The sequence below is a fragment of the Rugamonas aquatica genome, from assembly GCF_009380215.1.
In the GTDB taxonomy this organism is placed as follows: Bacteria; Pseudomonadota; Gammaproteobacteria; order Burkholderiales; family Burkholderiaceae_D; genus Rugamonas; species Rugamonas aquatica_B.
The window spans coordinates 192,091-204,486 of the sequence record NZ_WHUG01000010.1 but is presented as its reverse complement, the minus strand read 5'-3'; the positions used below and the strand labels follow the sequence as shown (position 1 = coordinate 204,486).

The 12,396-nt window shown below is 64.1% G+C and carries 10 protein-coding genes; 6 read left to right on the top strand and 4 right to left on the bottom strand.

Annotation, left to right across the window (positions count from 1 at the left end; all coding sequences use genetic code 11):
- Positions 1-6 precede the first annotated feature (6 nt).
- On the top strand, positions 7-249 hold the full coding sequence (locus GEV02_RS22705) for a hypothetical protein (RefSeq protein WP_152840229.1): 243 nt from the start codon (positions 7-9) through the stop codon (positions 247-249).
- Positions 250-444: 195 nt separating this feature from the next.
- Positions 445-1,143 carry a Crp/Fnr family transcriptional regulator gene (locus GEV02_RS22700; RefSeq protein WP_235922888.1) on the top strand — a complete coding sequence of 233 codons (699 nt, stop codon included), beginning with the start codon at positions 445-447 and terminating at the stop codon, positions 1,141-1,143.
- Here the strand turns inward: GEV02_RS22700 and GEV02_RS22695 are convergent.
- Positions 1,140-1,337: a hypothetical protein gene (locus GEV02_RS22695; RefSeq protein WP_152840227.1), complete on the bottom strand. Its 198-nt coding sequence runs from the start codon at positions 1,335-1,337 to the stop codon at positions 1,140-1,142. The genes GEV02_RS22700 and GEV02_RS22695 overlap by 4 nt on opposite strands.
- Positions 1,338-1,511: 174 nt before the next feature.
- Here GEV02_RS22695 and GEV02_RS22690 point away from each other — a divergent pair, with 174 nt between their 5' ends.
- The 4 genes from GEV02_RS22690 (at position 1,512) to GEV02_RS22675 (ending at position 7,428) form a co-directional block, all read left to right on the top strand.
- Positions 1,512-3,800 (top strand): TonB-dependent receptor, encoded by a 2,289-nt coding sequence (locus tag GEV02_RS22690; RefSeq protein ID WP_152840226.1) that lies wholly within the window; start codon positions 1,512-1,514, stop codon positions 3,798-3,800.
- A 9-nt stretch (positions 3,801-3,809) separates the two neighbouring features.
- Positions 3,810-4,787, top strand: coding sequence for a fatty acid desaturase (locus GEV02_RS22685; protein ID WP_152840225.1), 978 nt, complete (start codon positions 3,810-3,812; stop codon positions 4,785-4,787).
- Complete coding sequence (locus GEV02_RS22680) at positions 4,784-5,572, top strand: phosphate/phosphite/phosphonate ABC transporter substrate-binding protein (RefSeq protein WP_152840224.1); 789 nt, start codon at positions 4,784-4,786, stop codon at positions 5,570-5,572. The genes GEV02_RS22685 and GEV02_RS22680 overlap by 4 nt, the downstream gene beginning before the upstream one ends.
- A gap of 140 nt (positions 5,573-5,712) precedes the next feature.
- Complete coding sequence (locus tag GEV02_RS22675) at positions 5,713-7,428, top strand: methyl-accepting chemotaxis protein (RefSeq protein ID WP_174999285.1); 1,716 nt, start codon at positions 5,713-5,715, stop codon at positions 7,426-7,428.
- Here GEV02_RS22675 and GEV02_RS22670 read toward each other — a convergent pair.
- The 3 genes from GEV02_RS22670 to GEV02_RS22660 form a co-directional block, all read right to left on the bottom strand.
- Positions 7,425-9,497, bottom strand: coding sequence for a TonB-dependent receptor (locus GEV02_RS22670; protein WP_152840222.1), 2,073 nt, complete (start codon positions 9,495-9,497; stop codon positions 7,425-7,427). The genes GEV02_RS22675 and GEV02_RS22670 overlap by 4 nt on opposite strands.
- Positions 9,439-9,852, bottom strand: coding sequence for a DUF6702 family protein (locus GEV02_RS22665; protein ID WP_235922887.1), 414 nt, complete (start codon positions 9,850-9,852; stop codon positions 9,439-9,441). The genes GEV02_RS22670 and GEV02_RS22665 overlap by 59 nt, the downstream gene beginning before the upstream one ends.
- A 77-nt stretch (positions 9,853-9,929) precedes the next feature.
- Positions 9,930-12,299: a M1 family metallopeptidase gene (locus GEV02_RS22660; RefSeq protein ID WP_152840220.1), complete on the bottom strand. Its 2,370-nt coding sequence runs from the start codon at positions 12,297-12,299 to the stop codon at positions 9,930-9,932.
- Positions 12,300-12,396: the final 97 nt, after the last annotated feature.

Genomic DNA, 12,396 nt, shown 5'->3' with positions numbered 1-12,396 from the left:
CCCCCGATGTCCACCACCCATACCTTCCGCCCAGACTATGTTGGCGCCGAAGTCGTCGAAGCCGGTATTGAAGTTGCTGATAGAAAAGGTGCGGACAGCGCCGCCACCTACCTCAGCCAGCGGGGCGTGCCGGAGAACGTGATCCAGCGCGTGGTATCCGAGCCCGAGCACCGCCGCAATCCCGGCCGCCTGCGCAGCCGCGACGAGCGGCTGGTCGAGGAAGCTTCGCGTTTCAAATTCAAGGTGTAAGCGTCGCCGTAGGACTGGGACCACATCGGCCTCTGTCAACTGCCTACATGTAGCGCGTCCATGCTCCTATAATCGGCCGTACATAGCGGGGATATAGTGTTGTTCATCAGGTCGCAAGACCTACCAACGAACAACAAGAGGTCCGCCATGTACCAAGCCACACATAATGCCGTTGCCCAAGACGTAGTGCGCTCCATGCAGGCAGAGGCATCCGCTCCCGCCATCAGCCTGACCGGCGCCCAGCAGAACGAACTGCTGCGCGCACTGTCGCGCGAAGAGCTGATCGCCTTGTTCGAGCATCTGGAACTGGTGCCGCTGGTCGCCGGCAAGCACCTGTTCGACTTCGGCGACAAGATGGAATACGCCTACTTCCCCACCAACGCCATCGTGTCGCTGCAATACGTGACTGAAGACGGCGGCGCCGCCGAGATCGGCGTGGTGGGCCGCGAAGGCGTGGTCGGCGTCTCGATGTACGAGACCGAACGCGCCAACTGCTCGGCCGTCGTGCACTGCGCCGGCTACGGCTACCGCATCAAGGCTGCCGTGCTGCGCTCGGCCTTCACCGGCGGCGGCGCGCTGGCCCGCCAGCTGATGCGCCACACCAGCGCGCTGTTCGCCCAGCTGGCGCAGACGGTGGCCGGCGTGCGCCACGGCAGCATCGAGCAGCGCCTGTGCCGCTGGCTGCTGGAACGCCTGGACCGCTCGCTGTCGAACGAATTGAAAGTGACGCAGGAAATGATCGCCAACATGCTGGGCGTGCGCCGCGAAAGCATCACCTGCTGCGCCGGCAAGCTGCAGGAAGAGGGCATGATCGAATACCGCCGCGGCACGGTGGTCGTGCTTGACCGCAGCGCCATGGAGCGCCGCGCCGGCGGTTGCTACGTCCCCGCCTAATGCAAGTAACGGGGCGCGTGCTGGAGCTGCTCCAGCTTGCGCTGCACCAGCCTGTACCAGGCGCTGGCCCAGCGCGTCGCCCGCACCGATTCCTCCACCGTTTCCGCTGACATGCAGCGCTGCACCGCCTTCATCTGGCGGTGCAGCGCGTAGGCTGCGGGCGGCGGTTTGCGGTGGGTGTGCGAGGTATCCATGTCCCCATTGTGGCCCGCCGCCATTGGCGCGGCTGTACGCTATCCCACCTACGCCGATTTTCAGCCCAAGCGTCCATCCAACGGCCGGCAGATAAACAAACGCGATTATCTTCGTGTTCAAGATCGCCGCCACTCGCTATACTCCGCCCCTGAGAGACATGATTAAGGGTACAGATGGGTAAGCAAGTGAAGGCATATCGCGCGCTGGCGCTGCTGTCGGCCGGCGCGATGGCCGCCGCGCAGGCGGCCGAGACGGAAGTGGGCACGGAAAAAATAGACCGCGTCGAGGTCACCGCCACCCGCTCGGCCAGCGCGGTGGATGTGCAGCAGGTGCCGGCGGCGATCACCGTATTGAAGCCGGAAAGCCTGACCCGCTACGGGCAGGGCAATTTGAGCGATATCGCCAACCTGGTGCCGGCGATGTCGGTGCAGCAGCAGGCGCCGGGCGTCAACAACATCACCATGCGCGGCCTGGTCGTGCGCGGCATCGTGCCGTCCGAAGTGCAGGATGCGTCGTTGGTGGCGGTCTACATCGACGACATGCCGGTGACGCTGAAATCCTCCAATCCCGACCTGAAGGTGCTGGACCTGGAGCGCGTGGAAGTGCTGCAAGGGCCGCAGGGCACGCTGTTCGGCGCAGGCGCGATGGCCGGCGCGGTGCGCCAGATCACGCAGAAGCCCGACCTGGCCGATTTGTTCGGCACGGTGGAGGCGGTGGGTTCGAACACCTCCGGCTTCGGCGGCACCAACCGCAATCTGCGCGGCATGGTCAACCTGCCGCTGAAGGCCGATGTGCTGGGCCTGCGCCTGACCGGCTACACCGGCAACGACTCCGGCTACATCCGCAACCAGTTGGCCGGCAGCAGTACCTTCGGCAAGACCACCAACGATGTCTCCACCAACCAGGCGCGCGCCGCATTGCGCCTGCGCGCCTCGCCGGACCTGCTGGTCGACGCCAGCATCACCGCCTCCAACATCAAGGGCGGCGTCAACGACGCCTACGCGGGACTGGCGCCGTTCACCACCTACGCGCTGCTGCCGCAGACCAGCAACGACAATCTGCAACTGTACAACCTGGGCGTGAGCTACGACCTGGGTAGCGCGCAATTGGTGTCGTCGACCTCCTATCTGCACCGCGACACGCTGTACGTGACCTCGGCCCAGTATCCGGCCACCGCCTTCATCTTCGGCGGCAAGGCGCCGCTGATGCAGGCCGCCTACACGATCGGCAACCGCGTCACCGATTTCGCGCAGGAGTTCCGCCTCAACTCCAAGGGAAGCGGCCCGCTGAAGTGGACCGCCGGCGCCTTCTTCGAAACCGGCAAGCGCAACACGCGCCAGGACGAACCGACCGTCGGCTTCGATGAACGCTTCGCGGCTACGCACAACTTCCCGGGCTATAACTCGCAGACCAACGACCTGGCCTTCAACCCCAACGATTTCTTCTCCGGCACGCAGAACACCAAGTCGCGCCAGGTGGCGCTGTTCGCCGAGGGCACTTACACCGTCTGGGACAAGCTGGACCTGACGGCCGGCGTGCGCCTGTTCCGTGGCACGCAGGACTTCGACCTGCGCTTCACCGGCTTGTTCGGCAACCTGGTCGGCGCCACGCCGTCGGCGCCGGTGGGTCAGCCGGAAGTGAGCAACAGCAGCGCGACTTCGCAGGGCGCCAATCCGCGCTTCGCCGCCGCCTACCATGTCGATGCGGACCATACGCTGTACGCATCGGTGGGCAAGGGCTTCCGCTACGGCGGTAACAACCAGCCGGTGCCCTTCAATTTCTGCGGCGTGAACGCGCCCGCCACGTTCGCGCCGGACAGCCTGTGGAACTACGAAGTCGGTTCGAAGAACACGCTGCTGGACCAGCGCATGACCCTCAACGCCAGCGCCTACGTGATCGAATGGAAGGACGTGCAGGTGTTTAACAAGCTGCCGTGCACCTACTACTTCACGCAGAACGCCGGCAAGATCCGCAGCGAAGGCCTGGAGCTGGAAACCGCCTTCAAGCTGACCCGCCACGCGTCGCTGGGTTTGAGCGCAGCCTATAACCACGCCTATGCCACGCGCACCGTCGTCACCGGCATCGCCGCGCAGAACATCCCGGAAGGCAGCCGCGCGCCGTACGCGCCGCGTCTGTCGGCCACCGCCACGGCCAGCTACACGCTGCCGGTGCGCGGTAATGATGAAGTGGGCATCGCCGCCAGCTACGCCTACCACAGCGACGCCTACACCAACTTCGCGGCGGCGCAGGGCAGCTACGCGCAGATACCGTCGTCGAACACGCTCAACGCCACCATCACCTACAAGACCGGCGCCTACGAGTTCGGCCTGTTCGGCACCAATCTGACCAACGGCGCCAAGATCAGCGACGTGACGCCGAACACCATCGCCATCCAGCCGGGAGATACCTTGTTCATGGTGCGTCCGCGTACCATAGGCTTGCGCGCCAGGGCGCGCTTCTAACGGCCCGCCATGGATTCCCCCAGCCTGAAGCAGCAGCGTTCCGAATATGTCGACGCGCCACAGCGGGCTGAAGTCGCCGCCGAGCGCGGACGCTTGCTGTGGCTGGGGGAGTGGCCAACCTGGCTGCTGATCGCCGCGATCTACGGCGGCTGGTTAGTCACGCTGGCGCACTGGCGCCAGATCGGCAACGTGCCCGCCACGCTGATGATGATCTGGTGGTGCGCCTGGTATATGTCGCTTCAGCACGAGCTGATACACGGCCATCCGACGCGCTGGGTGTGGGTCAACCGCCTGTTCGGCTACGCGCCGCTGGCGGTCTGGTATCCCTATCGCCTGTACCGCGACAGCCATCTGCGGCACCACATCGACTTCCATCTGACCATGCCGGCGCTCGACACCGAGAGCTACTACGTATCGCCCGAGGTATGGGCCGGCATGAGCCGCCCGGTGCGGCTGCTGTACTGGTTCAACAAGACCTTCTGGGGACGGCTGCTGGTGGGTCCCGCCATCGCCGTCGCCTCGGCGTGGAGCGAGGCGGTGCGCCAGCCGTTGCGCGGCGACTGGAGCAATGTGCCGATGTGGTTGATCCACTTCGCCATGCTGGGCGGGTTGCTGTGGTGGGTGCATGCGGCGTTCGGCATGTCGCCGCTGTACTACGTGCTGGCGATATCGTATCCGGCGCAGTCGCTGACGATGGTGCGCTCCTACTACGAGCACCGGCCCGCGGCGGAGCACAAGCAGCGCATCGTGCTCAATGAAGCGGGCCTGTTCTTCCGGTTGCTGTTCTTGAATAACAACCTGCATCTGGTGCACCACGACCTGCCGTCGCTGCCGTGGTATCTGCTGCCGCGCGTGTACCGCGCCCGGCGCGCGGCGTACAATGCCCGCAGCGGCGGCTTCCATCTGCACGGTTACGGAGAACTGATGCGCCGCTTTGGCGTGCGTCCCGTTGACGCGCCGGTCCACCCCGACATGCCCACATCATGACCTGGAAAATCGCCCTGCCGATGTATAACGTCTCGCCGCGCATCGAAGGCGCCTACGAGGCCCTGTTGCTGGCGCTGGCCTGCGAGGCAGGCGTGCACGCGGAACTGGTGCGGCCGCATGACCTGCCGTCGTTCTGGCGCAGCCCCGAGCTGCTGATCAGCCAGACCTGCGGCTATCCCTACATGACGCAATTGCGCGGCGAGGTCGCGCTGCTGGCCACACCGTGCTTCGATTTTCGCGGCTGCGAAGGCAGCGACTACCGCAGCGCCATCGTGGTGCGCGAGGGCGGCGGCATCCGCAGCCTGGCCGATGCGCGCGGACGCGTCGCCGCCGTCAATGAGCGACACTCGCACAGCGGCATGAACGCGCTGCGCCACGCGGTCGCGCCGCACACGCGCGACGGCCGCTTCTTCGCCTCGATCAAATGGTCCGGCAGTCACGCGGCCAGCCTGCGCCTGGTGCGCGAGGGCGCGGCCGCCATCGCCGCCATCGACAGCGCGACCTTCGGCTACCTTGCGCTGGAGCAGCCGGACAGTCTGCGCGGCCTGTCCGTCCTGCAGTACTCGGCGCCGTCGCCGGGACTGCCGCTGATCGCCGGCCGCGCCGTGCCGGATGAACTGGCGGCGCAGTTGCGCAGCGCCTTGCTGGCGCCATCGCCAGCCGTGCGGCAGCTGATGAGTGCCTTGCATATCGATCGCTTCGAGCACCGCGCCGATGCCGACTACGAGCGCGTGCTGCTGCTGGAAGCCGAGGCCAGGGCGGCCGGCTATCCGGTGTTGACTTAGCGTCAAGCTTGCGTTGCGTTTTTGGTTGCGGCGCGCTGTAATTTGTCCTGGGGTTATTTTGCGGTAACACTGTTCCGTTATACTGGTTTATGGTCGCAGAGACGACCGGCTCCTCCACCACTACTATGGAAAAAGTCACCATGACTATTACAAAGCGCTTGATCTTGACTCTGTCATTGGCGTTACTTGCGCTGATATTCGTCGGCATCACCGGCCTGACCCAACTCTCCCGAGCGCAGCAGCGCCTCGACGTTGTGCAAAACCGTTTAATCCCCAGCATCGCCGGCCTGAATATGGCCAAGGGCTACCTGGCCGACAGCCGCCTGGCCGGCTATCGCCTGTCGGTGTTCTCCAACCTGGCCGACAAGACGGCGCTGGACAAAGCCTACAACGACGCCCACGCCAAGTTCGACGAGGTGATCGCGACCTACGAAAAAGAACACATCTTCGACGACACCGACCGCAAGATGCTGGAAGCGGACAAGGCCAACATGGCCGCCTACCGCCAGGCGCTGGTGCCGTTCCTGGCCGGCGCCCACGCCGGCGACATGGACGCGGTGCGCGCCACGCTGCTGGCCGGCACGCCGCTGGCGCTGTCCGCAGGCGCGGTCAAGAAAGGCTTCGACGACCACATCGCCTACAACAATAAGCTGATCAGCGACGTGCGCGAAGAGAGCGACGCCGCCTACAAATTCGCCTTCCGCCTGATGGTGAGCGTGGTGGTGCTTGGCCTGCTGGTGACTGGCGCGCTGGCCTGGCAGCTGTACGTCATCATCAAGGGCAGCCTGGCGTCGATCCGCGGCACGCTGGAAGACGTCAGCCAGTCGCTGGACCTGACGCACCAGATCAAGATCGAACGCATGGACGAAATCGGCCACACGGCCGTGGCCTTCAACAAGCTGCTGGAGCAGATCGCCGGCGTGATCGACACCGTGCGCGCATCGACGCTGGCCGTCGGCACCGCGTCGCAGGAAATCGCCGGCGGCACGGGCGACCTGTCGCAGCGCACCTCGTCGCAAGCGGCGGCGCTGGAGCAGACCGCCGCCAGCATGGAGCAGCTGACCTCCACCGTCGGCCAGAATGCCGATAATGCGCGCCAGGCCAATCAGCTGGCGCGTTCGGCGTCGGACGTGGCGGCGCAGGGCGGCACCGTGGTGGAGCAGGTGGTTGTCACCATGGGCTCGATCAACGAATCGTCGCGCAAGATCGTCGACATTATTTCGGTCATCGACGGCATCGCCTTCCAGACCAACATCCTGGCGCTGAATGCCGCGGTGGAAGCGGCGCGTGCGGGTGAGCAGGGCCGTGGCTTCGCGGTGGTGGCGACCGAGGTGCGCAATCTGGCGCAACGTTCGGCGGCTGCGGCCAAGGAGATCAAGGCGCTGATCGATGATTCGGTGGAGAAGGTCGGTTCCGGCACCAAGCTGGTGGAGCAGGCCGGTACGACGATGCAGGAAGTCGTCGCCAGCATCAAGCAGGTGACCGACATCGTCGGCGAGATCAGCGCGGCCACGCAGGAGCAGAACGACGGCATCGCCCAGGTGCACCAGGCGGTGACGCAGATGGATGAGACCACGCAGCAGAACTCCGCGCTGGTGGAGCAGACCGCCGCCGCCGCGCAGACCTTGCGCGATCAGGCGGACAAGCTGGAGCAAGTGGTCAGCGCGTTCAAGATCAATGCGTCGCATGTGGCGCATAAGGCGCCGGTACGCCCGGCAGCGCGCGCGGTCGTCGCCGTCGCTGCTGTGCCGAAGACGCCGCGTCCCAAGGTGGCCGCCAAAGCAGCCCCCGCCGCCGCGCCGAAGAAACTGAAGACCAGCGCCGGCGACAGCAGCGGCGAGTGGGAAGAGTTTTAAAAGTTCTTGACCAGCGTCGCCCGTAGCGAGCGCGATTCGATGGGGTGGAAGTGGATGTCGTTGACCGGCTCCGCTTCCCCTCTCAGTTGCGACGGATAGTAGTAATCGATCGCCGAATCGCGGCGATTGGTCAGGTTGAAGGCTTCAAGTTCCAGCGTCAACCCCTTCCTGATTTTCCATCCCACTCGTCCATTCAGCGTCAGGCTTTGCTTCGAGCGCACGCTGTTGTTCTCGATGAGCGGGCGCGGGCCGAAGTAGCGCAGCTTCAGCGATCCTGAATATGGCCCGCCGTCGTCCACCGTCAGCGCCAGCTGGCCCGTGCCTTCGATGGCGCCGGGGATGTAGTTGCCTTCGGGGGCGTCGTCGCGTGAACGCGCGCGCGCGTAGGCCAGGTCCAGGTCGACGGACAACCACTTCAAAGGCTTGTAGTAGTTGGAGAACTCCACGCCATAGCGGCGGCTGGGCCGTCCCGCCTCGGTGGTGCCGGCGTCGCCGGCGAAGCTCAGCTCCGAATCGAAATCCAGCCGGTACAGCGACAGCGACGACTGCAAGCCGGGCAACCAGCTGCTGCGCGCCCCAAGCTCCATGCCGCGTGAGCGCACCAGCGGCGATACCTTGCCAGCCGCTTCGCCAGTTTTAGGATCGATCTGGATGGTGGCGCCGCGCGCGTCGTTGCTGTGGAAGCCGTTGCCGATGTTGGCGTACAGTTCAGCCGTCTGCCACGGACCGTAGATCACGCTCAGGCTGGGACTCGCCAGATGGTCGCTGGCCTTGCCCGAATTGGCGGCCAGGCTGCTGCGCACGTCGAAGCGGTAGCTGTCCAGACGTACGCCCGCCACCGTGCGCAAGGCGGCGTTCCAGCGCGTGTTGTTCTCGACGTAGAGCGCGGCGCTGGATTCGACGATGTGATCCTGCCGCGTGACTGACAGCGTCTTGCGCGCCTGCGTGTTCAGCAGGCCGTTAAAGATATTATCGTTTTGCAGCTGGATGCCGATGGTGGTGGCGCTGTTGCCGCCGTCCGTGTGCTGGTGCCAGCTGTGGCTCGCATTCAGGCCGCTGGTGACGCGCTTGTCCGGCTGCGCGAACTGGTCGCCGTGCAGCGGGTCGTCCATAAAGTAGGTGAAGTTGGAGTACAGGTCCAGCTGGTTGGCGATCAGGTAGGCGTTGACCTTGGACGCGCTGTCGTCGCTGGTGCGGCGCCATGCGCCGGAAAGGCTGTAGCGGTGCGCCTTGCCGCCGTCGGTGGTGTCGATGGCGTCGTTGCGGCCGATGCCGCCGTCCTGCACGGCGCGCAGCGGAATCTGGTCGGTCGAGTTCCAGTCGGCGCGGTAGGCCATCACGCTGACGTTGTAGCCATTGTTGGCATAGCCCTCGCTGTAGCGCAGCACCGCGTTCAGTTTTTGATAGTCGTCGGGGCGCGTGTACGAGCCGTCGTTGTGCAGCGCTTCCAGCGCGTACAGCAGGGTGCCGTTGCCCGCGTCGAGCGAGTCCGCCAGCAGCGCGCGGGCGTAGCCGTGCTGGCCCGCCGATGCGGTGGCCGTGCCGCGCAGCAGCCGGTTGGCGTACATCACGGACGCCGTGCCGGCCGAAGCGAAATCGCCTTCCTCGGCGGAGTAGGGGCCTTTCTTGTAGTCGAGCCGCACCGCCAGTTCCGGGATCAGGAAATTCAGATCGGTCCAGCCCTGGCCGTGCGCGTGGCTGCGCTGGTTGACCGGCATGTCGTCGACCGTGGTGCGCAGGTCGGTGCCGTGATCGAGGTTGAAGCCGCGCAGGTAGAACTGGTTGGCCTTGCCCTCGCCGCTATGCTGGCTGACGATCAGGCCTGGCACGGCTTCGAGGATTTCGCCGGGACGGTAGACGGTGCGCGCCGCCAGCTCCTGCTGCGTGACGCTGCCGGCGCTGGCCGCATCGGCCACGCCGAGCTGGCTGGTGCGCGAGCCGTCGACGAAGACTCTTTGCAGGATCTGGTCGTCGGCCTGCGCCGAACCTAGCGCGAACAGCAGGAAAAATTTAACGGGTGGTTTGATCGATGCTGCTTTGATCGAAGATGAGAGTCTGGACGGGGCCATCGGTTTGCAGGTTGACTGTGTTCTTTTGAGATGGCAGGAAGTCTATCAGCAGCGCATTGTGTATGCGAGTCGCGGGCGCCAGTTTCCGGCCCTCGATCTCCTGGAAGATGACGATGCTGTCGGCATCGGCCTTCACGCCCACCCAGTTCAGCGGCAGGCGCTTGCGGTCCGGACCTTCGAGGTAGAACTGTTTTTCCACGTAGCGGCGCAGCGGCGCTTCGCTGTCCGCCTGGCCCAGGTCGAGATTGCGGCCGTAGAGATTCGCCAGCAGCGTGGCGACATCGTGCGCGGTGTAGGTGTGCACGATCTCGGTATTGCCGGTGCGGTCGTTGTAGCTGATGTCGGCTATGCCCATGTGAAAATTATGGGCATGAGCCGCTGCGCCGGCAAACGCCAGCACGGCAGCTACGGTCAGGCGTAAAGCGCGCGGCATCATTCCGACGACGAGTCCTTCGACGATTTGTCGCCCTTGCCCTTGAGCGGGGTATTGTAGTCGCGCATCAGGTTGTTGCGGTCACGCTCGGTCTTGAACAGCTCCATGCGCGACTGCGTCACCTTGCGCGGCCAGGCGTTGTTGCTGGTGTCGATGTCGGCGGTTTCCCAGTACGGGTCCTGGGTCAGGCTGACCATCGGCTCGTCGGTGACGATCAACTTGGTGATCTTCTTCGGCGAGTAGCGCCATACTTCGGCAGGAATGCGCTCGATGTACTTCTTGCCGCTCTTGAGTTCCACTTCCAGGATCAGCGGCATCACCATGCCGCCGACGTTGGAGAAGTCCACCAGGTACAGGTGCTTGCCCTGGTCCAGCAGCTTCTTCTCCCACGGCTCCAGCTTCTCGATCGCTTCGGCGTAGGTGTTGCGGTCCTTGTTGGTGACGGTGAACTCGTCATGCTCGTTGTAGAAGTCCTTCAGCTCCGGATGCTCGCTCAGGCGCTTCGGCAGTGCCTTGTTGCGCTGCTCGGAGATCGAAATCGGCTCCGCATCCTTCTGCGCTTTTTTCCAGGCCTTTTCTTTTTCAGGATCCTTGGTGCTCACGCCGTATTCGCTGATGCCGTCGATGCTGATGTCCACCGCGTCGGTGGTGTAGAACCAGCCGCGCCAGAACCAGTCAAGGTCGGTGCCGGATGCGTCTTCCATGGTGCGGAAGAAGTCGGCCGGGGTAGGGCGCTTGAACTTCCAGCGGCGCGCGTATTCCTTGAACGCGTAGTCGAACAGGTCGCGGCCCAGGATGGTCTCGCGCAGGATGTTCAAGCCGGTGGCCGGCTTGGCGTAGGCGTTGTTCCCGAACTGGAGCAGCGACTCCGAGTTGGTCATGATGGGCACCTGGTTCTGGCTGCGCATGTAGTCGACGATGTTGCGCGCCTCGCCGCGGCGCGACGGGTAGTTGTCTTCCCATGCCTGCTCGGCCAGGTACTGCACGAAGGTGTTCAGGCCTTCATCCATCCAGGTCCACTGGCGCTCGTCCGAGTTGATAATCATCGGGTAGTAGTTGTGGCCCACCTCGTGGATGATGACGCCGATCAGGCCATACTTGGTCTGCTGCGACCAGGTGAGGGCGCCGGTCTTCTTGTCCTTGGCCGGGCGCGGGCCGTTGAAGGAGATCATCGGATACTCCATGCCGCCGACCGGGCCGTTGACCGAGATCGCGGTTGGATATGGATAGTCGAAGCTGTACTTGTTGTACTGGTCGATGGTGTGGATGATGGCCTGGGTGCTGTACTTGCCCCACAGCGGATTGCCTTCCTTCGGATAGTAGGACATCGCCATCACGTTGGTGGAATCCTTCTTGAAGCCTTGCGCATCCCAGATGAACTTGCGGCTGGAGGCCCAGGCGAAGTCGCGCACGTTGGCGGCCTTGAAGTGCCAGGTCTTGGATGCGGTGCTGACGGATTTCTCGGCCTTCTCGGCTTCTTCCTGCGTCACGATGACCACCGGCGCGGTCGCGGTGCGCGCCTTGGCCAGGCGGTCGCGCTGCGTTGCGGTCAACACGTCGTTGGCGTTTTGCAGTTCGCCGGTGGAGGCGACCACGTGGTCGGCGGGAACTGTCAGCTGCACGTCGTAGTCGCCGAATTCCAGCGTGAATTCGCCGGAACCCAGGAACTGCTTGTGCTGCCAGCCCATCACGTCGTAGTAGGCGGCCATGCGCGGATACCACTGGGCGATTTCGAACAGGTCGTTCTTGTCGTCTTCGAAGTGCTCGTAGCCGGCGCGGCCTCCCAGCACCTGCTGTTCGTTGATGTTGTAGGACCAGTCGATATTGAAGGCGAAGCTCTGGCCCGGCTTCAGCGGCGCCGGCAGGTCGATGCGCATCATGGTGCGGTTGATGGTGTACTTCAGCGGCTGGCCGCCGGCCGACACGGTCTTGATCTTGTAGCCGCCGTCGAATTCGCGGCCGGCCAGGATGCTGCGCATGCCTTCGAACTTGTAGCCGTCTTCCGGCGTGCGCGGCTTGGCCCATGCTTCGCGCGAAGGCTGCGTCAGCATCATGCGGGCGTCGGAATCTTTTTTGTAGATGTTCTGGTCGAGCTGCACCCACAGGTAGCTCAGCGTATCGGGCGAGTTGTTGTGGTAGTTGATTTGCTCGCTGCCGGTGATGGCGCGTTTGGCTTCATCGAGCGTGGCGCGGATCGTGTAGTCGGCGCGCTGCTGCCAGTAGGCGGCGCCGGGCGCGCCGGAGGCGGTGCGGTAGGAATTGGCGGTGGGGAGAACTTCGTCCAGCTGGCGGAACTTGTCGTCGAAAGGCTCCGCTGCGTACGCGGATACGGTGAAGCAAAGAGCCACAAAGCCAATTGTCTTGCGCATAGTTTGTATTCCTGGTGAATGCCCGAATAAAAGAAGCTAGTGTATAGCAACTTTTCAAAGAATTACCAAGGGATACAATAAAATACAAACTAAGTGG